General features: G+C 71.3%; 21 protein-coding genes and 1 pseudogene. 10 read left to right on the plus strand and 12 right to left on the minus strand.

Annotation, left to right across the window (positions count from 1 at the left end; all coding sequences use genetic code 11):
• Positions 1-159 (minus strand): annotated as a pseudogene (locus tag AB0C62_RS38655) (short-chain dehydrogenase); the annotation flags it as partial.
• 105 nt (positions 160-264) lie between these two features.
• Here AB0C62_RS38655 and AB0C62_RS38660 point away from each other — a divergent pair.
• Complete coding sequence (locus tag AB0C62_RS38660) at positions 265-1104, plus strand: hypothetical protein (RefSeq protein WP_362981475.1); 840 nt, start codon at positions 265-267, stop codon at positions 1102-1104.
• A gap of 236 nt (positions 1105-1340) precedes the next feature.
• On the opposite strand, the gene AB0C62_RS38665 is transcribed toward AB0C62_RS38660, so the two are convergent.
• The 4 genes from AB0C62_RS38665 to AB0C62_RS38680 form a co-directional block, all read right to left on the minus strand.
• A complete protein-coding gene (locus tag AB0C62_RS38665; RefSeq protein ID WP_164371720.1) occupies positions 1341-1550 on the minus strand; it encodes a DUF397 domain-containing protein in 210 nt (69 codons plus the stop codon).
• A 302-nt stretch (positions 1551-1852) separates the two neighbouring features.
• Positions 1853-2710, minus strand: coding sequence for a helix-turn-helix transcriptional regulator (locus AB0C62_RS38670; RefSeq protein ID WP_362981477.1), 858 nt, complete (start codon positions 2708-2710; stop codon positions 1853-1855).
• Between the two features lie 414 nt (positions 2711-3124).
• Complete coding sequence (locus tag AB0C62_RS38675; protein WP_358818000.1) at positions 3125-3880, minus strand: GPP34 family phosphoprotein; 756 nt, start codon at positions 3878-3880, stop codon at positions 3125-3127.
• 217 nt (positions 3881-4097) lie between these two features.
• Positions 4098-4310 (minus strand): hypothetical protein, encoded by a 213-nt coding sequence (locus AB0C62_RS38680; protein ID WP_362981479.1) that lies wholly within the window; start codon positions 4308-4310, stop codon positions 4098-4100.
• Between AB0C62_RS38680 and AB0C62_RS38685 the strand changes: the two genes are divergently transcribed.
• On the plus strand, positions 4309-6969 hold the full coding sequence (locus AB0C62_RS38685) for a D-alanyl-D-alanine carboxypeptidase (RefSeq protein ID WP_362981481.1): 2661 nt from the start codon (positions 4309-4311) through the stop codon (positions 6967-6969). The genes AB0C62_RS38680 and AB0C62_RS38685 overlap by 2 nt on opposite strands.
• A gap of 203 nt (positions 6970-7172) precedes the next feature.
• Entirely contained in the window at positions 7173-9038 is a 1866-nt protein-coding gene (locus AB0C62_RS38690; RefSeq protein ID WP_362981483.1) for an MFS transporter, read from the plus strand.
• Between the two features lie 43 nt (positions 9039-9081).
• On the opposite strand, the gene AB0C62_RS38695 is transcribed toward AB0C62_RS38690, so the two are convergent.
• The 4 genes from AB0C62_RS38695 to AB0C62_RS38710 form a co-directional block, all read right to left on the minus strand.
• The gene (locus AB0C62_RS38695; protein WP_362981485.1) at positions 9082-10017 is read right to left on the minus strand and encodes an alpha/beta fold hydrolase; all 936 of its coding nucleotides are present in this window, start codon (positions 10015-10017) and stop codon (positions 9082-9084) included.
• Positions 10018-10283: 266 nt separating this feature from the next.
• On the minus strand, positions 10284-11150 hold the full coding sequence (locus tag AB0C62_RS38700) for a MerR family transcriptional regulator (protein WP_362981487.1): 867 nt from the start codon (positions 11148-11150) through the stop codon (positions 10284-10286).
• 66 nt (positions 11151-11216) lie between these two features.
• Positions 11217-11720: a glutathione peroxidase gene (locus AB0C62_RS38705; RefSeq protein WP_362981489.1), complete on the minus strand. Its 504-nt coding sequence runs from the start codon at positions 11718-11720 to the stop codon at positions 11217-11219.
• Between the two features lie 9 nt (positions 11721-11729).
• Entirely contained in the window at positions 11730-12737 is a 1008-nt protein-coding gene (locus AB0C62_RS38710; RefSeq protein WP_362981491.1) for a winged helix-turn-helix domain-containing protein, read from the minus strand.
• A gap of 183 nt (positions 12738-12920) precedes the next feature.
• Between AB0C62_RS38710 and AB0C62_RS38715 the strand changes: the two genes are divergently transcribed.
• From AB0C62_RS38715 to AB0C62_RS38735, 5 genes are all read left to right on the plus strand, one after another.
• Entirely contained in the window at positions 12921-14153 is a 1233-nt protein-coding gene (locus tag AB0C62_RS38715) for an MFS transporter (RefSeq protein ID WP_362981493.1), read from the plus strand.
• 115 nt (positions 14154-14268) lie between these two features.
• The gene (locus AB0C62_RS38720; RefSeq protein ID WP_362981495.1) at positions 14269-15189 is read left to right on the plus strand and encodes a calcium-binding protein; all 921 of its coding nucleotides are present in this window, start codon (positions 14269-14271) and stop codon (positions 15187-15189) included.
• 139 nt (positions 15190-15328) lie between these two features.
• Positions 15329-17005 (plus strand): M48 family metallopeptidase, encoded by a 1677-nt coding sequence (locus tag AB0C62_RS38725; RefSeq protein WP_362981497.1) that lies wholly within the window; start codon positions 15329-15331, stop codon positions 17003-17005.
• Positions 17006-17139: 134 nt separating this feature from the next.
• Positions 17140-17679, plus strand: coding sequence for a SigE family RNA polymerase sigma factor (locus tag AB0C62_RS38730; RefSeq protein ID WP_362981499.1), 540 nt, complete (start codon positions 17140-17142; stop codon positions 17677-17679).
• Positions 17679-18488 carry a hypothetical protein gene (locus tag AB0C62_RS38735; protein ID WP_362981501.1) on the plus strand — a complete coding sequence of 270 codons (810 nt, stop codon included), beginning with the start codon at positions 17679-17681 and terminating at the stop codon, positions 18486-18488. The genes AB0C62_RS38730 and AB0C62_RS38735 overlap by 1 nt, the downstream gene beginning before the upstream one ends.
• A gap of 164 nt (positions 18489-18652) precedes the next feature.
• On the opposite strand, the gene AB0C62_RS38740 is transcribed toward AB0C62_RS38735, so the two are convergent.
• Positions 18653-20686 carry a cell wall-binding repeat-containing protein gene (locus AB0C62_RS38740; RefSeq protein WP_362981503.1) on the minus strand — a complete coding sequence of 678 codons (2034 nt, stop codon included), beginning with the start codon at positions 20684-20686 and terminating at the stop codon, positions 18653-18655.
• Positions 20687-20963: 277 nt separating this feature from the next.
• Between AB0C62_RS38740 and AB0C62_RS38745 the strand changes: the two genes are divergently transcribed.
• On the plus strand, positions 20964-21575 hold the full coding sequence (locus AB0C62_RS38745) for a DJ-1/PfpI family protein (protein ID WP_362981505.1): 612 nt from the start codon (positions 20964-20966) through the stop codon (positions 21573-21575).
• Positions 21576-21898: 323 nt separating this feature from the next.
• Entirely contained in the window at positions 21899-22369 is a 471-nt protein-coding gene (locus AB0C62_RS38750) for a VOC family protein (protein WP_362981507.1), read from the plus strand.
• 286 nt (positions 22370-22655) lie between these two features.
• On the opposite strand, the gene AB0C62_RS38755 is transcribed toward AB0C62_RS38750, so the two are convergent.
• Both AB0C62_RS38755 and AB0C62_RS38760 read right to left on the minus strand, forming a co-directional pair.
• Complete coding sequence (locus AB0C62_RS38755) at positions 22656-22877, minus strand: hypothetical protein (RefSeq protein ID WP_362981509.1); 222 nt, start codon at positions 22875-22877, stop codon at positions 22656-22658.
• A gap of 559 nt (positions 22878-23436) precedes the next feature.
• The gene (locus tag AB0C62_RS38760) at positions 23437-24387 is read right to left on the minus strand and encodes a hypothetical protein (protein ID WP_362981511.1); all 951 of its coding nucleotides are present in this window, start codon (positions 24385-24387) and stop codon (positions 23437-23439) included.
• Positions 24388-24926: the final 539 nt, after the last annotated feature.

Genomic DNA, 24926 nt, shown 5'->3' on the forward strand with positions numbered 1-24926 from the left:
CTCCGGGTCGAGTTCGGCCGCCGACTTCGCCAGGTTCGCCTCCGTGCGCGCGCCGAGCACCGCGTTCCCTCCGTCGCGCACCACGGCCGCCGCGACCTGGTGGCCGAGTCCCGCTCCCACGCCCGACACCACGACGGTCCTGCCGGTCAGCAGTGACATCCGGGGCCTCCCCGACTCTGGCGAATTGTCTGACGGAGCGTCAGAGTATGGGCGTCCGGCGGAGGAAGGAAGCCCCGCGCACGCTCCACCGAGGAAGGGGACGTCATGTCGGAGGAGACCCGCAGCGACACCTACGCGGAACTGGCCGCCCTCGGCCCGTACGGTGTCCGCCCGGGCCACGCCCTGATCACCCTGGTCGAACCGCACCCGGGCCACGAGTACGCCTACAACCGCTGGTACGAGGACGACCACTACTACGCGGGCGCGATGGCCATGCCCTGGATGTACGCCGGACGCCGCTGGGTGGCGACCCGGGACCTCCAACTGCTGCGGCGCCCCGAGAAGTCGGCGGTCGCGGAACCGGTCACCGCCGGCTGCTACCTGTCCACGTACTGGGTCACCGACGGCCGCTACGACGACCACATGAAGTGGACCGTCGGCATCAACCGGCGGCTGAACCGGGACGGCCGCGTCTACCAGGACCGTACGCACGTCTTCACGGCCTTCCAGGACCACGAGGCCACCGTGTACCGGGACGGAGCCGCGGGCCCCCGGGACTTCCACGCCCTCGACCACCCCTACGCGGGGCTCGTGCTGGAGGTCGTCGACGCCGAATCCCCCGAGCAGCGCGCGGAGTTGCTGGAGTGGCTGCGTTCCCGCCACCTGCCGAAGCGCCTGTCCGGCTCTCCCGCGGCCCTGGTGACCGTCTTCCGACCGACCCCGCTCCCGGGCGACCGGATGACGTACGTGAAGCAGGTGGAGGGTGTGGACACCCGGCTCACCCTGCTGTGGTTCCTGGAGACGGACCCCCGGGACTGCTGGGAGGACCACTTCACCGGCCTGGACGAGGCGCTGGCCGAATCCGGCCTGGGCCGGGTTGAGTTGCTCGCCCCCTTCATCCCCACGATCCCGGGAACGGACCGTTACGTGAACGAGCTCCGCTGAACCGACGGCACCCCACGGCGAGTGAGCCGAAGGGGCGCGCCTGTGTCGGGAGGCCGAGCGCGCGGAGGCCCCGACGGAGGAGGGGTCGAGCACGGTCGGCCTCCCGACACAGGCTTCTGCGCCCCGGAGGCGAACCGAGCCCCAAAAAAAGGGGAGGGCCCCCTCGGCCAGGACGGCGGGCCGGTCGAGAGGGCTCTGTCGGTGGAACGTATGAAGTTGTGTCGGGTCATGTGGCGTCAGACGAGGTCGGATGCTCCTCGGCCGACCTCGGCCACGAAGGTGTTCCACGCGTCGGCGGGAAAGGCCAGCGTGGGGCCGGCGGGAACCTTGGAGTCACGCACGGCCATCGCCGTGAGAACCGGGGACTTGACCTCGACGCAGGCGCCGTTGCCGGTGGAGTAGGAAGACTTGGTCCACGTGTCGGTGGCGCCCTGCTGAATTGCCATGATCGCTCCAGAAAGCAGTCGTTCTTCGGTGAGTTGCCGCCTTCGACGCCATCGACGCGCTGTCACCGGACTGCGGATCCGCTACGGAACGCGCAGCCCGGTTTGCGCCAACGTTGTTCTTCGGTGGCGTGATCGACGCTACTCGCCAACATCGGGCGGCGAAGCGACTATTCACTCGACTGGATGGCATATTCCAGTGGGGTCTTCCCCGTTGAGGTGCCGAAGGTGTAGGGTCCGGCACCCTCTCCGCGGAGGGCCTTCACACGTCCCTCTCGGGCCCCCGCGGTTCCCCTCGGCACGCCTCAGCGCGCGTACTCCTTCGCGATGTCCGCGATGAACTGACGTGACTGCTCCACGTTCAGGGCCTGGGCCCGCAGGTGCTCGTACATCACGCTGTACTTCTGGACGTCGTTCGCCTTCTCCAGGTACAGGTCGCTCGTCACGCCCTCGATGTAGACGACGCTGGAGTCCGCCGCGTCGGGGAACTCCAGGATCGCGTACTGGCCGTTGAGACCCGGGTGCGCGCCCATCTCGAAGGGGATCACCTGCACGGTGACGTGCGGCAGTTGGGACTGCTCGACGAGGTGCTCCAGCTGCTCGCGCATGAGGGAGCGGTTGCCGACGGCACGGCGCAGGGCGGACTCGTCCAGCACGGTCCACAGGCGCAGCGGGTTGTCCGGGGCGGAGATTCGTTCCTGCCTCTTGAGGCGGACCTGGACGCGCTTGTCGATGTCGGCGGCCGCGGTCTCCGGCAGGGCTCCCGCGATCAGGGCCTCCGCGTACGGCCGGGTCTGGAGCAGACCGGGGACGACCTGGGGGTCGTACACGCGCAGACTCGCCGCGTCGGTCTCCAGACCGATGTAGACGCTGTACGGGATGTCGCCGAAGGAGTGCCACCAGCCCTGCTGGCGCGAGTCCTTGGCCATCTGCATCAGCGAGTCGACGATCCGGTGGTCCTCGACCTCGTAGACCCCGCACAGATCGCGGACGTCCCGCTGGCTGATGCTGCGGCGCCCGTTCTCCAGGCGGCTGATCTTCGACTGCGAGACCAGCAGTCGCTCGGCGACCTCTTCGGCCGTCATGCCCTTGAGCTCGCGGAGCCGGCGCAGCTCCTGGCCCAGCCGGCGTCGCCGGACGGTGGGATTGACACTTGACGCCACGGGACGTGCACCTCCGGCTGCGGGCCTCTACTTTGCGTATCTGCTGTTGAGCAGATTGCCACCAAGGTGCTTTCTACCGCTGGGAAACAGCGGATATGCGCTGGGTAGGCGCACATTCGGGGTTTCGGCGGCTATCCGCGGCCGCGCGCGGGCCCGTTGGCCGTGAGCGCCGGTTGCCGCGTCCCGGTCCGGTCGCCGGTTCCGGTCCCCGGAGCCGACCGCCGGACCCGCCGTGGAATGCGGCCGCGCGGGGCGGCGGAACCGTGTCGTCGTCCGGACGTACGGTCCTGTCGCCCCGCGCGAGCCAGCGGCTCCCGAACCGGATCATGGGGACTGCGGTGCGGCGCTGTTGTCCTGCGGCGGTGCTGGTGCTGCGGGTGGTGCGGGTCGTGCGGTCTGCCGTGGGACCGCGGCTCAGTGGACCACGGCGCGCGCCATCGACCCGTGACGCGGTTGCATCGGAACACCGCGCGCGGTCTCCGGTGCGGACCTGACTCCGGCGGTGGCCGGACGGCCTGCCGGTGCCGGGCTGCGGCGCGGCTGTGCGGCCACACCGTTCTGAACGTCCATCACGGCGTGTGCCACGAGTCCGCCCATGGGGTCGTGCCTGATCAGGTCCCGCAGCCGGGAGCGGGACGAACGTCCCTCGTTACCCGGATACAGGTGCTTGCCGAGTCCGACCGCATGGGCCAGCGCGGCGAGCGCCGCGGTCCGCGGGTCCGGCGGGACGCCGGTGCGGATCGCGTTGTCCAGCCGGCCCCTGATCTCCCGGCTGATTTCCGTGTCCGTCGCCTGATAGCGAGTCGTCGGAAGCACCCCGCACATCTGGCCGGCCACGGCATGGACCATGCCGCACCTCTCCAGATGCGAGAGATAGGTCTGGCGCAGCCCCAGCCGGGGCCCGCCAATCCAGTTGACCGCGCGTACGGGTGCTCCGCGTCGGCGAAGCAGTTCCAACGCACAGTCCAGTGTTGGATCTCCAGTCGGCCGTGGCACCACCACGGCGATACGATCCCCGTCTGGGGCTATCCGTCCGGCCAGCGCCAGCTCCACTAGCTGCGCTCCGGCCAGACCGAGGTCGAGCGACTGCGGCTGCGCGGTGGTACCCGTGGTCGGGTCCAACGCCAGCAGCAGAAGCTCTTCCGGAATTGTTCTGCGGCTCCTGCCCATCCATGCCTCCCCGCGTGGATGAATGACAGGGTGACCCCTCTCACATTGGTCTGTCGAGGGTGCGTGACCGGAATGTAGTGGAACCAGTAGGTATGTCGTTCTCGTCTACCGCAGGGGTCAATCCCTCACACAGGACACTGGTACATGGTTCGGACAGCGATGTCCGGGCGGCGGGTTAAGGGTTTGACGGTTCGGTTCGGCGCGCGGAGGGCGTGCGTCACATGGAGGAGGCATCGGTGGCGGGCGAGTCCCCCGACAGGTCGAAGCAGAACGAGTCGTCGGCGTCGTCGGCAGAAGCGACGCCGGTGACCCCGGCGCCGGTTCCGGGTCCGGCGCGGTCGGGCGATCCGTCGTCGGCGGTGTCCTCGGCGTCGCCGGGGGCCGCCGCGCCGTCGTCGGCGCAGAGCGCGGCTCCGGCCGATCCGCGCATGGCGATGGCCCGCGAGCGGGCGGCCACGGTCCGGGTGGATCAGGCGACGGCGGTCTTCTCCACGAAGGCCCTGTCGGCGGACACCTCCCGCGCGGCGGAGCCGACGGCATCGGCCGCGGCCGAGTCCACGGCGTCGTCCACGGCCACGGCGGAGGCCTCGCGCACCGCCGGGTCCGAGCGGGCCGCGGACGCCGCGGCGGGCACGGACGCCGCCGAGCCGGCCGTCGAGGGCGACACCCGGCTGCGTGCCGCGGTCGCCGCGTGGGTGGCGGGGTCGGACGACGCCCCGGCCTCCCCGGGCGCGTCCGGGGCCGGTGACGGTGCCGGGAGCGGAACCGCCGGAGCGGACCGTACGGACCGCTCCGACGCCGCCACGGCGGCCGGTGAGCCCGCGGCCGACGCCGAGGACTCCGCGGACGCGGAAGGCGCCGACAGGGCCGACAGCGCCGCCGACGCCGGCTCCGGGAAGGGCGCGGGCACGTCCGCCGCGTCCGGCGCGGTGTCCGAGCCGGACGCCGCGACCGCCACGACCGACACGACGGCCGACGCCGTACCCGCCGCCGACGAGCGGCGCGCCGACCCGAAGCCGGACACCGCCTCCGGCGAGACGTCCGGCACCGACGCGCCCGGCACCGACGCCGAGCCCGTGAAGGCCTCCACGCCGGACACCGCACCGGCCTCCGCGCCCTCCGAGCCCGCGGACGCCGAACCCGGGTCCGCGGTGTCCGACAGCGAGCCCGAGGACGCCGATCCCGCGTCCGAGGACGCGAAGGACGCCGAGGACGCCGAGCCCGCGCCTGCCGACGCCGAGCCCGAGGACCGACCTGGTGCCGCGTCCGTACGGGATGCTGCCCCCGCGCCCGAGGACGCCCCTGTGGACGCCCCCGGCACCGCCGCCGACACGACCCCCGGCCCGGACGCGGCCGGTGACGCCGGCCCGGACGCCACCCACGACGGCGACACCGCCCCGCAGCCCCCCGTCGACGCGGCCCCCGCCGACGAGCCCCCCGTCGACCAGCCGACCGCCGTCTTCAAGGCGCCGCGGCCGGCCGTGGACCAGCCCACCACCATGCTCAAGCTGGGCGACGCCGCCCGCCGCCCGGCCGGCGGGAAGGCCGACGCGAAGACCGACGAGAAGGCCGGCGACAAGCCTTCCGCCGACAAGCCCGCGGCGGAACCGGCGGCCAAGCCCGTCGGTGACGCCGAGCGCACGAGCCGGTTCGTCGCCCTCAAGTCGCTGGACGAGGCCGCCGCCCCGGCGCGCCCCAAGCCGCCGGCCGCCCCGGCGGGTGCCGACAAGCCGGCCTCGGCCACCGCCGTCGTCCCGCAGGTCGGCCCCGAGCGCACCACCCAGCAGCCGCTTCCGCCGAAGCCCCCGCTGGACCTGCTCGCCGAGCTGACCAACACCCCGCCGCCCCCGCAGACGCCGGTCCGTACGATCGTGCGGCGGGTCAAGATCTGGACGCCGCTGGTCCTGCTGCTCATCGTGATCTTTGCGGTCGCACAGGCTTTCCGTCCGCTGCCGGCACCGGGCCTCACGCTCACCGCCGACGAGACGTACACCTTCGAGGGCGGCACGCTCGACCTGCCGTGGCCCGGCCAGGGCCAGTCCGCGATCGAGGTCGACGGCGTCGGCAGCCTCGGCACCGACGGCAAGCAGACCCCCGCTCCCGTGGCGAGCGTCGCCAAGATCATGACGGCGTACGTGATCCTCCAGGAGCACCCCCTGAAGGGGAACGAGGACGGCGAGAAGATCACCGTCGACCAGCAGGCCGAGGACGAGTCGAAGCTGCCCGACGAGTCGACGGCGGCGATGTCGAAGGGCCAGCAGTTCACCGAGCGCCAGATGCTCCAGATGCTGATGATCCCCTCCGGCAACAACGTGGCGCGGCTGCTGGCCCGCTGGGACTCCGACAGCAAGAGCTTCGTCGCCAAGATGAACGCCGCGGCCAAGGACCTCGGCATGAAGAACTCCACGTACACGGACCCGAGCGGTCTGCAGAAGACCACGGTCAGCACGGCCGTCGACCAGATCAAGCTGGCCAAGAAGGTCATGCAGAACGACGTGTTCCGCAGTGTCGTCGGGATGGCCAAGGCGGACATCCCCGGGCTGGACAACACGATCTACAACAACAACGACCTGCTGGTGCAGCAGGTCGGCGTGATCGGCCTGAAGACCGGCTCCTCGACGCCGGCCGGCGGCAACCTGGTGTGGGCCGCGACGAAGAACGTCGACGGCAAGACGCAGACGATCTACGGCGCGGTGATGAACCAGAACGCCGGCACCGGCAAGGTCTGGGACAGCCTGCACCTGGCGCTCACCAACAGCCAGAAGCTGATCGACAAGGTCCAGAAGAGCCTGACCACCGCCACCGTGGTGAAGAAGGGCCAGGTCGTCGGCTACGTGGACGACCAGCTCGGCGGGCGCACCCCGGTCGTCGCCACGAAGAACATGACGGCGGTCGGCTGGCCCGGTCTCAAGACCCACCTGTCGATCGGCGCGGGCGACACCGCGGTCCCGCACACCGGCAAGGCCGGCGCGGTCGTCGGTGAGCTGACGGTCGGCGACGGATCGAGCCGATCCGTCAAGATTCCGGTCGCGCTGAAGTCGGACCTCGCCGAGCCCGCTCTCGGCGCGAAGCTGACCCGTATCGGCTGAGCCGACAGGGGTCGCCGACGACGTGCCGGCGCACGGATCGGTGACGTACGCCGGGGAGCGGCACCCGCACCGCGCTCCGCCGGACAGCGCCCCACCCGGGCGCTGTCCGGCGGAGCGCGTGCTAGCGTCGCGACAATCGGGGCTGCTCGCGAGCCGCGGGTCCCGGCCCAGAACGGACAACGGGACACGGGGAGAACCTTGCAGTGGCGACAGCGGAGCCGACCCACGCCGACGACGCCGATCCGGGCCCTGGAACGGACCCGCGAATACCGCTGCGCGGCCGTGCCTCCGAGCCGCTCGACGACGCGGACGACCGTGCGGAGCCCGGCGCCGCAGCAGCGGTAACCCCCTCCGGCACCGCCCGGCCGAACCTCTTCCGCCGCCATCCCGTCCTGCTCTCCACCGCCCTCGCCGGTGTGCTGCACGTCGTGTGGTTCTTCACGTTCGCGAACAGTGGCGGTGACCTGGCGGCGCAGGACGCGTGGGCGGAGTTCGTCGGCCGGCACCCGGACTCGGCGTACAACCTCGCCTGGTACGGCGGGATGCACCCGGTGTCGTACAGCGTGGTGTCGCCCTACCTGATGTCGGTGCTCGGCGTCCGGACGACGATGATGATCGCCGGGACGCTCTCGGCCGGGCTGCTGACGATGATCCTCATCCGCAGCCGGGTGGTCCGGAACCCGACGGCCCCGGCGCTCGCCGGTGTCTTCGCGCTGCTCTGCAACGCCGCCTCGGGCCGGGTGACGTACGGCCTCGGCACGGTGTTCGCGCTCGCCGCCGTCGCCGTCGTCTTCTGCTGGCCCTATCGCTGGCGCTACAAGCGCTGGGCGAAGGCGCTGTGCGCGGCGCCGCTCGCCGCGCTCGCCACGGCCGCCTCGCCGGTGGCCGGACTCTTCGTGGGCCTGGTCGCCGTCGCCATGTTCCTCCAGAAGCGCCGCCCGGGCGCCTACGCCCTCGGGATCGCGCCCGCGATCGTCGTCGCCGTCTCGGCGTGGCTGTTCCCCTTCTCCGGCACCCAGCCGATGGCCGTCTGGTCGGTCATCCTGCCGTTCCTGTACGCGGTCCTGGTCTTCTTCCTGGTCCCCAAGGAGTGGAAGACGGTCCGGATCACCTCGGCGGTGTCCGGTCTCGCGGTGCTCCTCGTCTGGCTGATCAGCTCGCAGATCGGGTCGAACATCACGCGTCTGTCGATGCTGTTCGGCGGTGTCGCGCTGATCGCCGCGCTGCCCTTCGCCGTCCCGAAGTCGCGCAAGTGGTACGCCATCGTCATCGCGTTCGTCGGCTTCAACGCGTGGGTCGGCATCAAGTCGGTCGACGACGTCGTGCACACCACCCCGGCGGCCTCCTGGGCGCGTGAGCTGGCCCCGCTGGTCAACCAGCTCCAGGTGGTGAACGCCGAGAAGGGCCGCGTCGAGGTGGTCCCGGCCCGCTCGCACCGCGAGGCGTCCGCCCTCGCCCCGTACGTGAACCTGGCCCGTGGCTGGAACCGCCAGGCCGACATGGAGCGCAACCCGCTCTTCTACGACGACACGCTCAACTCGGCGAACTACCACGAGTGGCTGCAGCGCTGGGCCGTCCACTACGTCGTGCTGCCCAAGGGCGAACCGGACGGCGACGGCGGCGAACGCGAACGCCAGCTCGTGCAGCGCGGCATGCCCTACCTCCGCCAGGTCTGGGGCGACGCCAACTGGCAGCTGTTCACCGTCACCGACCCGGCCCCGCTCGCCGAGCCGCACGCCGTCGTCGACCGGGCCGAGCAGGGCGAGCTGACCATCGAGGTGAAGCAGGCGGGCCGCATCCTCATCCGCATCCCGTACTCGCCGTGGCTGAGCATCGTCGACGCGGACGGCAAGAGCCTGAAGCCGCCGCAGGAGACGAAGGCGTCGAAGGAGCGCGAGGAGGGCACCGCGAAGACGTACGACAACCTCAACGGCTGCCTGATGCCGACCGAGGAGACCTCGGCGGGCGACAAGTGGACGGAGCTGCTGGCGCCGAAGCCCGGCACCTACCGGCTCGCGGCGCCGTACCAGCTCCCCCGGGGCACCCCGTGCCCGGAGGAGCTGCGTTAGATCGCCGGAAGGCCGGGCCCCGGAACCGCCGGAGCGCGAGGGCTCAGTTCCGCTCGAAGGGGCCGCAGTAGGTCAGGCCCGCGTCCTCCAGCGGCTCGTCACGGAAGAACCGGACGAGCAGGTCGCAGAAGTCCTGCGGCCGCTGGAGGTGGGCCAGGTGCCCGCACTCCGCGATCGTCGTGAAGCGTGCGCCCGGCAGGTCCGCCGCCACCGCGCGGACCATGTCGGGCGTCGTGAGCGTGTCGTGCTCGCCGGTGAACGCGAGATACGGCACGGCGGGCACGGGCGCCCGCCGGTACCACTCGTGGGCCAGCAGCCGCCGGTTCCGCTCGACCGTCACCGCCACGTCGCGCGGGGTCTGCGCCGCGAACTGCTGGTACATCAGGCGGGCCAGCGCGGTGTGCTTGCGCACGGTGAGGTCGCCCGGCGGCGGCACGAAACACCGCACGAACTCCTCCGCGGTCTCCTCGACGCGCCCCTCCTCCAGCATCCGCACCCAGCCCACGAGCGCCTTCGCGAACCAGCCCGGCACGTGGTCCGACATGCCCTGCACGGCGATCCGCCGCAGGTGCTCCGGGTGGCGCTGGGCCAGCCGCAGGCCGACCGCCCCGCCGTAGCAGCCGGCGTACAGGTTCACCGGACCGAGCCCCAGCTCGCGCAGCATGTGCGCCGCGCACTCGGCGAGGAAGTCGATGCCGTGCTCGGCGGGCAGGAAGTCCGCGTCCCCGAAGCCGGGCAGGTCCACCGTGACGACGGTCCCCAGCTCCCCGAGCCACCGCTCGTGACGCACCCACGAGTACCGCGTCTGGTCCGAGCCGCCGAGCACGAGGAGCGGCTCGGTGACCGGGTCGCTCCGCCGGACGACCCGGGCGGTGTACGCGTACCCCTCCCACGAGAGCGGGCGCTCCTCGACTTCCGTGGACGCCCCGCCTCCCGGCGCCTGGGAGGGGACGTGGACCGAGGAAGCGACAGAAGGCACAAGGAACTCCCGGGAGGGACGAGATCACCGAAACTCCCACTGGTACACGGCTCCCGGGAGCCGTGCCCGCTCCGTCACACGAAGGTGGACGCAGCTTCACCCGAAGGTGGGCGCGGCGCACCGGGCGCGCCCACCTCCGTCCCGTCGCACCGACGGGCCGCGGCGCCGGCCGCTGACGTGCCGGGTCTCCTGCACGGGCCGCCGGCTCCAGGGGCCCCTGCCGTCGCCCGTGCCCGACCTCACCGACCGGCGACCCGGCCGGTCGGTCACCTCACCGGGAACGCCACGTCGCACACCGGGTCCCCGGGGCCGGCCGCGTCCCAGTCGGCGAAGTAGATCTCCCGGCACGGGCCGTCGACGGTCAGCCCTTGTCCGGCGACCCAGTGCTCGACGGCCTCGAAGGCGGCGAGGATCTGCGGGTGGGCGACCTGGGCCTTGGTGATCCGGACGTAGGCGACGCGCCGCGCCGGCTCCACCCGGACCCGCGCCCCGGTGGCCCGGCCCCGCAGCTCCGCCCAGGCCCGTGCGGCGGCCTCGTCGGCGACGGGCACACAGGACTCGGCGGGCCCGTCGCTCTCCACGCTCACCTCCGCGTGGTAGACGACGAAGGGCGGCCCGGTGATCCCGCCGGCCTCCCCGGCGCCCTGCTCCAGCCGGCCGAGCGAGCCGGGGATCCACACCGGCAGCTCGGGCGCGAGGACGTGCCGCGTCTCGCTCAGCACGACCTGCTCGGGCACCTCGGCGGTCTCGACGACGAACTTCTCGTACATCTCGGAACTCCTCCCGGAAAGACGTCCACGGAGGTACCCGGCGAGGGCCCGCTGCGAGGCGAAGCGTGCCTCGGCTCCGTCCCAGTACGCGGCGAGCAGCGCGGCCGCCTCGGGCTCCGGCGCCTCCACCACCTCCGCGATGCGCGCCAGCGGCATGTCCAGCTGGCGCAGCAGCGCGACGAGCCGGGCGCGTTCGGTCTGCCCGGCACGGTAGTAGCGGTACCCGCTGACCTCGTCGACGTACGCCGGGGGCAGCAGCCCGAGGCGGTCGTAGAGGCGCAGCGCCTTGGCCGACAGCCGCGCCCGCGAGGCGAACGCGCCGATGGTGAGCAGGTCCTTGTCCACCCGGTCATCCTCCGTCACCGGGCGAGGGCCGCCCGGTGACGAGGACGCTGCCCCTTGCCCCAGGGGCAAGGTCAACGGAAGGGTTCAGCCGATGGCCTTCTCGACCGCGGAGACCAGCTCGGCGGACTCGGGCTCGGTCTGCGGGGAGAAGCGGCCGACGACGGTGCCGTCCCGCCCGATCAGGAACTTCTCGAAGTTCCAGCGGATGTCGCCGGTGTGCCCCTCGGCGTCGGCGGTGCCCACCAGACGCGCGTACAGGCCGTGCCGGCCGTCGCCGTTCACCTCGACCTTCTCGGTCATCGGGAAGGTCACGCCGTAGGTGGCGGAGCAGAACTCGGCGATCTCCTCGGAGCTGCCGGGCTCCTGGCCCATGAACTGGTTGCAGGGGACGCCGAGGACGGTGAAGCCCTGCCCGGCGTAGCGCTCCTGCAGCTGCTCCAGACCCGCGTACTGCGGGGTCAGCCCGCACTTGGAGGCCACGTTCACGACGAGGACGGCCTTGCCCGCGTACTGGGACAGGTCGGCGGAGCCCCCCTGGAGGGAGCCGATCTCGATGTCGAGCACAGAGTCAGAGTGGTCAGTAGTCATAAGCGGATGCTAACTCCGGTAGAGGACGGGACCGTCGGCCCCGTCCTCCCGCCCCTCGCCCTGGGCCGTGACGAGCACCTCACCGGCGGCCGTCCGCGAGTACAGCACCGACCGGCCCGCCCGCCGGCGCTGCACGAGCCGCGCGTCCAGCAGCACCCGCAGATGCCGTCCCACCGATCCGAGCCCCTGCCCGGTCACGGCGACGAGCTGGCTGGTGGAGAGCGGTGAGTCGAGGAGGACGAGGACATGGGCGCGGGCGCTTCCCAGAAGGACCCCGAGACTCTCCGGAACCGCCGCCGTCCGTACGTCGGCCAGGGCGCCGGCGCACGGATAGACCACGGCGTAGCGCCGGGTGTCCTCCCAGGACACCCACCCGGCCGTCGGGGTGACCGGCACGAAGACCAGCTGGGCGCCGGAGATCTCGCGCGGCGGGTACTCGTGGAGGTTCACCTGGAGGCGGTTGTCGCCGAGCCAGCGGGTCCCCGGCCGCAGCCCGTCCAGCGCCGCCGCCCAGCCGCCCTGGCTCAACTGCGCGGTCCGCGCCACCACATCGGCCTCCAGGACGCGCCGCCGCCGCTCCCAGTCCGGGCGTACGGTCTCCTCCCAGAGGCCGGTGAGCAGCGCGGCGGCGTGCTCCGGCAGGTCGTCGCGGTCCGCGAGTACGGGGGGCAGCGGGCCGCCCGTGGAGCGGACCAGGTGGGCGCGGGCCTCCTCGGCCGGCGCCTCCCGCACGCGGGCGATCTCGGTCTCGAAGGTCTCGTCGCCGTACGGCGTCGGGGTGAGGAAGTCGGCGATCCAGCCGCGCCCGAGCCCCGAGCGCACGAGCCGCGCGGTGACGGGGTCGGCGGCCAGCCGCCCCCGGTAGGCGGGCAGGTGGACGTCCAGCCAGGCCTGTTCACCGGGGTGCGCGGCGACGCCCGCGTGCAGCAGCTTCAGACAGGCGAAGGTCTCGGCGAGCGGCGACAGCACGAAGCGGCTTCCGGCGAGTGTGTCGGCGTTGACCTGCCACCAGCCCATGCGGATGCTCCCTCCCTCGGCGCGGGACGCTTCGCGCGTGCGGCGTTCCGCGGGTCCGGTCCGTCGCCGGGTCCGGCGTTCCGTGAGTCGGGTCTGTCGCCGGGGCCGATGTGTCGCGGGTGCGACGTTTCGCGGGTGTGCGAAACAATATCGGGCGTCCCGTCCGGGCCGGAGACTCCCCGCATGCGCAGCTACTCCGAGCTCTTCCGCACGCGGGAGTTCACCCCGCTCTTCCTGTCCGCCTGCCTCAGAACCGCCGCCTCGACCGTGAGCGGCCTCGCCCTCGCCACCCTGGTGTACCGGGCCACGCAGTCCCCGCTGCTCACCGCGCTCAGCATGTTCGGTCCGTCGCTGGCCCAGGTGGTCGGCGCGACGACCATGCTGTCGGCCGCGGACCGGCTGCCGCCCCGGGCGACGGTGTCCGGCATCGCGTTCCTCTTCGGGCTCGGCACGGTCGCCATGGCGATCCCGGGCCTCCCGGTGTGGGTGATCTTCGCCCTCCTGCTGCTCCTCGGCCTGGTCCAGTCCTTCGGCGGCGGCGTCCAGTGGGGGCTGCTGAACGAGATCCTCGCCAAGGAGGGCTATCTGCTGGGGCGTTCGGTCTTCAACATGATGAGCGGCCTCGCGCAGATCACCGGATACGCGGCCGGCGGCGTCCTGGTGGCCCTGCTCTCCCCGCGCGTCACGCTCCTCCTGGCTGCCGGGCTCTATCTGGCGTCGGCCCTGACCGCCCGCCTCGGCCTGACACCCCGGGTCCCCCGCGCCTCGGGCCGCCCGTCGATCGCCCGGACCTGGCGGACGAACGCCCGCCTCTTCTCCTCACCGGAACGCCGTACCCTCTATCTCCTCCTCTGGGTGCCCAACGGCCTGGTCGTCGGCTGCGAGTCGCTGTACGTGTCGTACGCGCCGAGCCGGGCCGGGGTGCTGTTCGCCTTCGCGGCGTTCGGCATGTTCCTCGGGGACGTGACGACCGGCCGTCTCCTGACGCCCCGGGTCCGGGCCCGCCTGGGCATCCCGTTCCTGCTGCTCCTCGCGGCGCCGTACCTGCTCTTCGTGCTCCGGCCGGGCATCGGGGTGGCCGCCGCCTGCGTGACCGTCGCCTCGGTCGGCTTCGGGTCGAGCCTGATCCAGCAGGAACGCCTGGTCGCCCTGATCCCCGACGACCTCAGCGGTCACGCCCTCGGCCTCCACACGGCGGGCATGCTCACCATGCAGGGCGTGAGCGCGGCGCTCGCCGGAGGCGTGGCCCAACTCGCCTCGCCCGCAACGGCGATGACCGTCATGGCGGCGGCGTCGATCGCGGTGACGCTGACCCTGGCGCCGTCGCTGCGCCGGGGGAGTGCCGCGTCCCCGGCCCGCCAACACCGGGAGGTGCCCGCACCAAACGGGAGCCAATCGCAGGTGAACTCTCCCTGAAGGGGCCGCTTTCGGGCGGTCCGCGTCACAACCGCCCCACCCCTCCCACGGTCGAACGGGATGTCCGGACGCGCGTGACCGAACGCGAGTGAACCGGACCTCACGAGGGAGAACCATGTTCAGTCGTCCCAGCCGTCCCAGCCGTCCCAGCCGTCCCAGCCGTCCCAGTCGTCCCATCGCCGTCCTGCCGAAGGCGCTCGCGCTCGCCGCGGCGACCGTCGCCGTCTCCGCGGCGGTCGCGGTGCCCACGGCCGGCGCCGCGACCGCGCAGGGCGCCACCGCCGTCTCCACCGGTCAGAAGCTCTTCTACACGGCGGCCGCCGGGCAGACGAACCACCTGAAGATCGACTGGGCGCTCGGCCCGACCGACCCCGACTCCCAACTGGCCGACTACATCTACACGTTCGACGACACCGTGACGATCACGCCCGGCTCCGGCTGCGTCCGCCCGGACGCGCGGGACACCACGAAGGTCGTCTGCACGGTCACCGAACCCAACACCTCGGCGTCCGACCTCGACACCCTGATCGTCGACCTCGGCGACGGCGACGACAGCGCGAACGTCGACCCCGACAACAGCGGCTACTCCCGCATCCACGGAGGCCCGGGCGACGACACCCTCACCGGCCACGGCAGCGACGTCCTCTACGGCGACGACGGTGCCGACCACCTGTCCGGAGGCGGCGGCGTCTACAGCGACGGCGCGCTCGGCGGCCCCGGCGACGACACCCTCTCCGCCTGCGGCCACACCTGCCACGGCGGCCCCGGCGACGACCTCCTCATCGGCGGCCTCAGCGAGTCGAACGAGGAGTACACCGACTACGGCAACGCCCTCTACGGCGATGACGGCGACGACATCGTCTACGGCAACGAGGGCGACGACACCATCGAGGGCGGCCGCGGCGACGACCGCCTCTACGGCGGCCCCGGCACCGACACGATCCACGGCAACACCGGCAACGACCTCCTCCACGGCGGCCCGGGAACGGACAGGCTCTCGGGAGGAGCGGGAGCGAACCGGGTGTACCAGGACTGAGGGTCCACTCCGACAGCGGGCGGGCGGTGGACAGCCTTTTCTGGGGGGCTGCCCCCCGCCTGACCTGGGACGTAGGATCCAGGCTCCGACGGGGTCCCGCACGGGCCGGCGTCCGTACGTCCTGTGGGGGGACCGTTCGATGACTGCTTCTCTGCGCGCTGTGCGCGCGCTCGCACTGCTGGTCGGCTTCTATCTGATGGGCGCCGTCCTGCTGGCTCTCGTCGGCATCGCCGACTGGCTCGTGTTCAGCCTGCCCTGGGTGACGCGGTCCCCTTACCTGGTGGTGACCGCGGTGGCCACCAGCGCGGCCCTGGTGGTGCCGATCCTGCTCGGGATGTTCGCGTTCCTCCTAGCCGGGGGGCGCAGCGCGGAGGAGGCGGGCAGGCCGGTCACCCCCCACGAGCAGCCCGAGCTGTGGGCGGAGGTCCTCGAAGCGGCCCGGGCGGCCGGCACGAGGCCCCCGGAGGAGGTGCTCCTGACGGAGGACCTCAACGCGGCCGTCGCCGAACGCGCCCGTCTGCTCGGCCTGCTGTCCGGCCGACGCCGTCTGTACCTGGGCGTACCGCTGCTCGCCGGGCTGACGGTGCCGCGGCTGCGGGCGGTCCTCGCCCACGAGTTCGGCCACTTCAGCAACCAGGACACCCAGCTCGCCGTCGTCACGATGAGGGGCCGCGCGGCCGTCCTGCACACGGTGAAGGCGTTCCGGCATGCCGAGAACGGCGCGTCCGTCCTCGTCGGCCGTCTCTACGTCCGCTACGCCCAGCTGTTCCTGAAGGTCTCGCAGTCCACGGGCCGCCGCCAGGAACTCGCCGCGGACCAGGCGGCGGCCCGCCGGGCCGGCCGTGACACGACGGCCGCCGCCCTGCGCCGGATGGCCGTCCTGGACGCCGCCTTCGACCACTACATCGACACCTACGCGCTGATGGGCGACCCGGTCTCGGCCCTGCCGCCGGTCGGCGAGTTCTTCGGCGGCTTCGCCCGCATGCTGGCCGCCCGCGATCCCCAGGCGCTGGCCGAACTCGCCGCCGCTCGGCGGACCCCGAGGCCCTCTCCGTACGACTCGCACCCGCCGATCACCGAACGCGTCGCGTTGATCGAGGCGCTCCCGGACGACGGCGTGGCCGAGGACCCGGCGGCGCCGCCGGCCTCCTCTCTCCTGCGCGACCAGGGACGCCTGTCGGCGGAGCTGGAAGAGAGCGCGCTCTCCGCCGACGCCCGGACGATGCGTCGCCTCGACTGGCCGGACCTCGCCATGGCGAGAGCCGAGGCGGACGCGATCGGCTGGGCCCGACCGCTCCTGACGGCGGTCAGACGCAGCCTTCATGCTGCGGCGACGCGGGAACCCGGTACGACCACGCCACACGGACCGGCCGCCGACGATCGGGCACCCGAACCCGGCACGACCTCACCGGCAACCGCCGCCCCGGACCCCGCACCACGGCCGGAGGCGGGGGAGCCCGGCCTGGAGGACGTCCTGAACGCGCTGGACGACGGCTTGCTGTGGATGGAGATCGCGGACCGCATGCCGAAGCCCGCCCAGGCGTCCCGCCTGACCGGCCGGTCGGCCCGCAACTTCATCCGCCCCGCGCTGTGGGACGCGCTGGCCGGACTCCTCCACCTCCACCTGATCGCCCAGGGCGCGGCTCACCCCGACACCGGCTGGTCGAGCCGACCGGGTCTGGCCCTCCCCGACGCATGGGAGACCGGATTCGACGCGGCTCTCGACGCGGCGCTCGCCGACACCCCGGACACCACACCCCTGCGCACCCTGCTCGCCCTGACTCCCGTACCCCCGAAGCAGCCGCAGCCCGTGTAGACCGCCCATCGAACGCACCGCCCCGGCGCGGAGGCCGTCCCCGGCGGCCGGAGAGAATCTCTGATTCCGAGGTCCATGAGGGAGGCAACGGTCCGGTCGGTCCATGGACTCCTTTTCCTGTGGAGGAGGTGCTCATGAAGGACGGCAAGCAGGCCAGGGACGCGGAGTTCCAGACGTTCATGACGGGCCACTGGCCACGGTTGATGCGTACGGCGTTTCTCCTCACGGGGGATCGGCACGCGGCTGAGGACCTGGCGCAGTCGACGCTGGAACGCGTCTACGCGGCCTGGCGCAGGGTCGGGGCCGCCGACGACCCCGAGGCGTACGTGAGACGCGTGATGATCAACATGCACGCCCGGAAGCACAGACGAAAGCTGAAGGAGTTCCTCGCACCCCGGGACGACTCGGACCTCGTCGGCGACATCGCCGACGCCGACGACCTGATGGCCCGGGCCGACGACCGCGGCGCCCTGCTCGGAGCACTGACCGGACTGCCGCCCCGGCAACGGGAGGCGGTGGTCCTGCGCTACTGGGCCGACCTCACCGAGACGCAGACGGCGGAGGCGATGGGCTGTTCGGTCGGCACCGTCAAGAGCAACGCGGCCAAGGGGATAGCGAAGCTGCGCGCCCTGCCGGCGCTGAACGACGTCGTGGGGCAGAGGGGGCGGAAGTGATGAGCGCGGACCGGGAGAACGACACCATGGCACCGAGGGAGATCTCCCCTCTTCTCACGGACATCGCGGACGAGTTCGAGGTCGGTGCCGCCCCCGTCCAGGCGGTCATGCGCGCCGGCGGCAGGCGCCGCGCCCGGCGGCGGACCGTCACGGCGGTCGCCGCGGTGGTGCTCGCCGCATCGACGGGGACCCTGGCCGCCATGACGGGCCTGCCCGGCACGGGTGACGACACCTCGCCCGCGAGACCCGCCCCGGCGTACGAGCGTCAGGTGGACGAGCCGCGGATCTCGCACGTCGGCTTCGGCACGTACGACGGCGCGAAGTGGGGCGTCAACGTCCAGGTGTGGCCGGCGCCCCGCGACAAGACGGAGGCCGCCCGGCAGCTGAAGGCCATGAACAGCTGGGGGCTCACCCCGGTGACCACGGGCGGACCGTCCGACCTGGTGGGCAGGACCAGTTACTTCGTCCTGCGCGGGTACGGCGACAACGGCACCCGGCTGGTGACCTTCGACACCGTCGCCCGGCTGCCGCGGCCGAAGGGGACCGAGATCGACGCGATCCCGCAGCCCCTCACCGAGAAGGGTGCCCCCCTCCGCCTGGTCGTCGGCACCGTCGCCAAGACCGTGAAGCAGGTCGCCTGCCACTGGAAGGACGGCAGCACGACCCTCGCCGACCTCGCGCCCGACAACGCGGCCCAGCACGACGTCCAGGCCGTGATCCGCTCGGTCGACGGGTACCCCACCGCGAACTGGTTCGCGTGCGTGGCCCCGTCATCGACGACGTACAAGTCGGCGGAGGTGACGCAGTAGCGGGCGGGCGGATGTGGAGGGGAGCGGGGTTCTCAGGTGGCCCCGGCTTCCCCGAGCGGGGCGGTCGGGACGACTGCCCGGTGTGTCGGTCGCGTCCCCTCCCCGTACGAAACGGTCGGCCCCGGGTGCGCTGTGCACCCGGGGCCGACCGGCGGACGTTCCCGCTACTTGCCGTGCGTGGTCCGCACCGACGCCAGGTCGGGCTGCGGTGCCGCCGGCACGTCGCGCACCGGACCGGTGACGCCGCCGGTGCCCCCGGCGAGCGGCGCGGAGAGCGCCGACTTCTGCGAGGCCGCTTCGACCCCCTTGTAGTAGGGGAAGTACGACACGTTCGAGGTACCCGCGCTGATCGCCGAACCCGCCGCCGTCAGCTCGGACGACGAGATGGACGTCGTACCGCCGAACGCGAAGACGGCGCCCACGCCCGAGGCCTGCTGGCGCAGGTAGGTCGCGTCCGTCTCCGGCAGGGTCGAGTCGTCGGACCACAGGACCGGGCCGTACCAGAGCATGCCCGCGCCCGCGGAGACGCCACCGCGCCAGCTGTCGGTCCACGCCAGGCCCACCTGGGACGGCGCCGACCACCAGAACCGGGCGAGGGCGACCGAGGTGCCGTCGTGCCCGCTGCCGCTGACCGGGTAGTACGTCCAGGTGTCGGGCCAGTGGGAGAAGTAGGTGTGCGTGAGCGCGTAGCTCGCCGAGGCACCGACGGGGACGACCATGGTCTCGTCGGGGTCGAGCGAGTTCAGGTACGACTTCACGGATGACGTCAGCGTGTTGCCGTCGTTGAGGACGACCGTGCCCTTGCCCCCGTAGCCGAGCGACCCGGCGGCGGCGGAGGCCGCGAGCGCCGAGTGGTAGTCCGTACCGGTGGCGACGAACACGTAGTCCGGCGAACCGGTCACGGTCTTGGCGACGGCCACGGACGTCGAGTACCGGGAGGTGCCCGCCAGCCGCTTCGGGGTGAAGCCGAGCGAACTGACCTTGCTGGAGACCGCGCTGGAGAGGATGTCGGTGCCGCCGACGAGATAGACCGTGGCACCCCGCTTCAGCGTCCGCTTCAGTTCCGCCTGCGCGGCGGAGGACAGCGAGGACTTCGACGTGACCAGCACCGGGCCCTGCTTCTGACCGCCGAGCGACTGCGCGGTCAGCGCGTAGGACGGGCTGTCCTGGTTGATGAGGACGGCCGACTTGGCGTCGACCAGACCCGGCTCGCTCTGGCCGAGCGTGTTCCAGGTCCAGCGCGACACGGCCATGTTGGTGCCCGCCGAGTCGGCGCCCCAGACACGGCCGGTGTTCTGGTTGCGCAGCGGCTGCCAGGCGACGTCGACGGTCGACGACGTGTGGGGCGGCAGCGGCAGCGTGGAGATCGAGCTGTCCGCGAGGTTCAGGACGCGGGTCGACGAGACGTCGTCGTCACCGGTGTTGAACGCGATCTTCGTGCCGGTCGGTGCCCACTCCGGAGTCGTGGCGTGCGCCCCGGTGGTGAGCTGCTGCTCGCCCGTTCCGTCCACGTTCATCACGAACAGCTCGCCGACCGAATTCACCGTGCGGACGAAGGCGACACGCGTGCCGTCGGGCGAGATCGCCGGGTGCGAGCCGTTGTCCGCCAGCTTGGTGAAGCCCTGGGTGTCGGCGTCGAACAGCCAGATCGCGGAGCCGGTCGGGCTCCCGCAGGTGTCTCCCGTACGGACGAAGGCGATCAGCCTGTTGACCGACGCGCTCGGCTGACGGTCGCAGCCGTCCTCCGCCGTGGAGAACAGCGGCTGGGCGTAACGGGAACCGTCGGAGTCGGCCCAGCGGAGCCGGCCGCTCGCCGAGTAGACGATGATCCCGCCGCCGCCGACGAACGTGGGATCGCTCGCGCTGCCCACGGAGCTGCTCTTCTCCTGGATCTTCACCAGGGTGGAGCCGGTGTACCGGCGGGTCTCGACGCGGCCGTCGCGGACGTACGCGATCCGGCTGCCGTCGGGCGCCCAGGCGGGCTGCGAGGCATGGTCGGCGACGGTGGTGTAGGTGCTGCTGCCCGGCTTCACGAGCTGCAGACTCTGCTCGGCCCCGTTGCGGAACGCGAGCATCCCGTCCTTCGCGTTCCATGTCACCGGACCGGAGGCCGCCGCGCCCGGAGCGACGGCCATACCCGCCGCCACGGCCACCGCGGTGCCCAGCGCCGCGAGCACGCGGCGTCTGTGAATCTTCATGTGCCCCCACAAGAGTGATCAAAGGTCTGCCGTTCGTCTCCCCGACGCGGAACGGAAACCTCACGTTCCTCGACGGCAGTTGGATCACCGTAACGGTGGAGGTGGCCCGAGGGGAACAGAGTTCTCACAGGAAACATGGCAGGTACAACCGGGACGGCGTCGCGAGAGCTCCGCTCCCACCCACCCTGCCGACGGGCCACCGGTGACGAATCGGCCCGCGCCCCGGACGGAACGCCCTGGCAGACTGCGTCCCGTCGCCGCGCTTCGAGGAGATGCCATGCACCAGGTAGCCGTGGTCACCTTTGACGGATTCAACGAGCTCGACAGTTTCATCGCCTCCGCGTTGATCAACCGGTGCCGGAAGGACGGCCTGGAGGCCTACATCACGACACCGACGCCGGTCGTCACGTCGATGAACGGTGTCGAGGTGACCGGACAGCGCCCGATGGAGTTCGTGACCGAAGCGGATGTCGTGCTGATCGGCAGCGGGGTGAAGGCGCACGAGGTGGTCGCCGACGACCGGCTCATCTCCCGGCTGCCGCTCGACCCGTCGCGACAGCTGATCGGCGCGCAGTGTTCCGGCGCCCTGGTGCTCGCCCGGCTCGGCCTGCTCGACGGCATGCCGGCCTGCACGGACCGCAGGAGCCGCCCCTTCGTGGAGGCCCGCGACATCACCGTGCTGGACGCCCCGTTCCACGCCGAGGGCAACATCGCGACGGCCGGCGGCTGCCTGGCCTCCCAGTACCTGGCCACCTGGGTGATCACCCGCACCCTCGGCGAGACCGCCGCGCGCGACGTCGTCGACTACGTGGCGCCGGTCGGCGAGAACGAGGAGACGGTGGAGCGGGCGCTGGGCGCCGTACGCGGCGGCGAGATCGCGCTGCGCTGAGATCCCGTGGGGCGAGCAGGGGGCCGCCGGCCGCGTGCGTCCGGACCGAGGGGCGTGGTGTCGCTCCGTCCCGTCCGGTCTCGATTCGACGGACGCTACGGCCTGCTCACGGACCTGGTGGTCGCAGCTAGAGCTTCGGGCCGTCGTTCGGAGGACGTCAGTGGCGGATCGGCATGCCACGCAGGCCGACTCGACGCGGTGGGCGAGCACCCGAGCGACGGCATCCCTTCCTTGGGCAACCGGCGGCGAAACACCGATGAGTTCCGTGGGCCGGGCCGGTCTATCAGGACGTACGCCATCGAGCCACCGACTGGAGACCCACCATGACGAATCCCGCGCACCCGGGCCGCAACCTGTTCGTGAACCTCCCCGTGGCGGATCTGGAGCGCAGCAAGGCGTTCTTCGCCGAGCTCGGGTTCGGCTTCAACCCGCTCTTCGCCGACGAGACGTCCGCCTGCATGCTGGTCGGCGAGCACGCCTTCGTCATGCTGCTCAGCCGTGAGAAGTTCGCGCAGTTCGCGAAACTGCCGCTGGCCGATCCCACGACGCACACCCTGGCGCTGTACTGCTTCAGCGTGTCGTCCCGCGACGAGGTCGACGCTGTCAGCGCCGCCGCCCTCAAGGCGGGCGCCACCGAGGCGGACGACGCCGAGGACTACGGCTTCATGTACTCACGCAGCTTCTTCGACCTCGACGGTCACGGCTGGCAGATCATGTGGATGGACCCGGCCGCGGCGGAGCAGGGCCCCGAGGCGGCCGCGGCCTCGACACAGGACGCCGACACCCCGGCCTGACCCACCACCCGCGCGAGGCGCCCGCCAAAGCGGCGGCCATCGACGGCGACCCATGCATGAAGGCCCCGGACCATGACCGGTCCGGGGCCTTTCCCCTGCGCGCCGGCAGGACTCGAACCTGCGATACCCGCTTTAGGTGCGAGGTTGGGTAGTTCCGGTCCTGACCTGCGGGTTTCCATTCATGGAAGGCGTGGACCAATCCTCCCTTTGAGCAACGGAGTTGCCCATCGGTCCCATCTGTTCTGGCGCGAAAGTGGCACGGTACGGGGCCTGTTGGACTGGTCGGTCAGTTGTCCGGCCGCTGCGGATCACCGGGGACCGTCCGTATCCAGGAGTGCAGTTTCCAGCAGACTGCGACGGGTCCTACGAGCATGGAAATCATCCACAGGACCACGCTGGCGGGGGAGATCATGTAGTACTCCCATCGATCCGGAAGCAGGGCGGGAAGTGCGATCGCCAGCATGAGGGCAACCCACGTGCCTATCACCGTGAGAACGGCCTTGGACACGATTACCGCTCTCCGCATTGAATGCCCGCGCCTTCGATGCTCTCTTCCGGCCGTAGGTTACATCGCGATTTTGAGGTCTGGCCTCGTATTCATCAAGTGGATGACAGGGCGCTTCCGTTGCCGGCCCGCCGCCCGGTGGGTGCCAGGTATCGGGTTCCGCGGGCTCGAGTTCGCCGAAAGTCAGGAACTGGCGACGTGCCTGCGTCGTTGGAGGATCCACCGGTGTACGGGCGGCGTAATGCCGGCACCCATGATAAATCCGACCGCGACGCTCTGGCTCGCGTACGCGACTACTCCGATAACTGCGCACAGAACCATGGCAACCACCACAAGGCCCACGACCTTGGTGCGCGACGCCAGCTGGTTCAGCCATCTCACAGCCGAGAAAGTCGTGAGATACAGGGTGGAGCCGAAAGCGGCCGACGCCAGAACGGTTAGAGCGTCCATTCCGCAACCTTTCAAAATCGGAAGCCGAGATGTGTATATCCGGCCATCACGGTCAGCCGTACTCCCTTTTCGGGATCAATCGGCCGGCGGTCTATTTACGTGCGGTATCCAATTACTTGCAGTATCCGTCGCCGCTCTTGCCGCTGTAATAGCCGCTTCCGGCAACGGCTGCCGCCGGTGAAAGGACGGACAGTCCGGGGTTGACCTTGATCTTCACGCACTTGTCGGCCGCAACCGCGACTCCCGCGATGACCGCGAGGCTCCGGCCCCCGACGACCGCGGCCGGGTGCGGTATCCAGGACACGACAGTTCCGCCGAGGGCGAGGAGCTTGGTCTCCTTCTTGTTGAAGTACACGGTGCCGGTGATGATGCCCCAGGTGTAATGGGGGTCGGCGACCACGGGGTAAGCGGTGTCGGGGCTCGTCTCGATGGTCTGGACGAGGGTGTTGCCGTCAAGGCTGTAGTTCGTGCGGACGGAGTTGCCGTTCGCCTCCTTTGCCCAGGGGGCGTCGACGTGACCGCGGGTGGTAGCGCCTGCGCCGTTCGCCGAAGCGACGATGTCGTAGCCGCCGGCTCCATCGGCGACCAGCGTGGCGTCGTCGGGCAGGCCGAGATCGAAGCGCTGAGTGCTGGGAGCGGCGGCGCTCTTGAGGGTGACCAGGGCGCGGGCGCCGCCGTCGACGGTGGCCTGTGTGGCGAGGTCGGTGTGCGCGGCCGCGTTGGGATAGACAGTCGTGCCGGCCGCCGAGGTGGTACCTGCGGCGTCGACCGCTGCGGGCAGGGACATCGTCACCCTGGAGCCGTCAGAAGCCGCCACGGTCACCCGCCCCTCGGCGCTGGCGGGGGTGGTCACGGTGACGAGCCCGCGCTCTGTCGAGATGACCGTGCCGGTCGTGCTGCCGGAGGCGACGTCCGTGGTGCCCGTGGCGTTCTGCACTGTGGCCACGGCCTGGGCCACAGTGTCGGCGGCGGGACCGCCATTGGCGGCGAAGGCCGGTGCAGCAGTTCCGGCTATGAGCGCTGTGGTCAGCAGCGCGGCATGAGCCGAATTCTTGATCTTCAATTGACGTTCCCCCATGTGCAAAACTTCATGTTTCGGTGGAGCAAGACAAACAATATCGATCTTGAAAGAATGATCAACATATTTGAGCAATCTCAGAGGGTTCCTAGCTCAATCCACCGGACGAGCAGGAAAGGAACCGAGAGGTCGCGACGGGTGGCAGTTGTACGCCGCGGTGACTTGAGATCGTCTGTAGAGCCCCCTCGGCGACTTGGCGGCTTGCTCTGTGGCCGACTGAGCTTTCCCGCTTGCTCTCGGCGGGCGTGACCGTCTCGCGCCACGTGCCTACCTCCGCCAGGCCTGAGTCCGGGTACGGCGAGAGCTCCACTCGGGCGGAGTGGCACATGAGTGGCGCGGCACCAGAAACGGCAAAGGGCCAGTCCGGGAGGAAACCCCTCCTGAGCTGGCCCTTCTGTCTGTGCCCCCGGCAGGATTCGAACCTGCGACACCCGCTTTAGGAGTTCGATCTGCACCCGCGTTCGGGGCCGTTGACGGCTGGTCCGGGGGTCGCCCGGGGGTGCTGCTGTATGCCGCCGTCCGGC

It is taken from the genome of Streptomyces sp. NPDC048643 (assembly GCF_040650615.1).
Classification (GTDB): domain Bacteria; phylum Actinomycetota; class Actinomycetes; order Streptomycetales; family Streptomycetaceae; genus Streptomyces.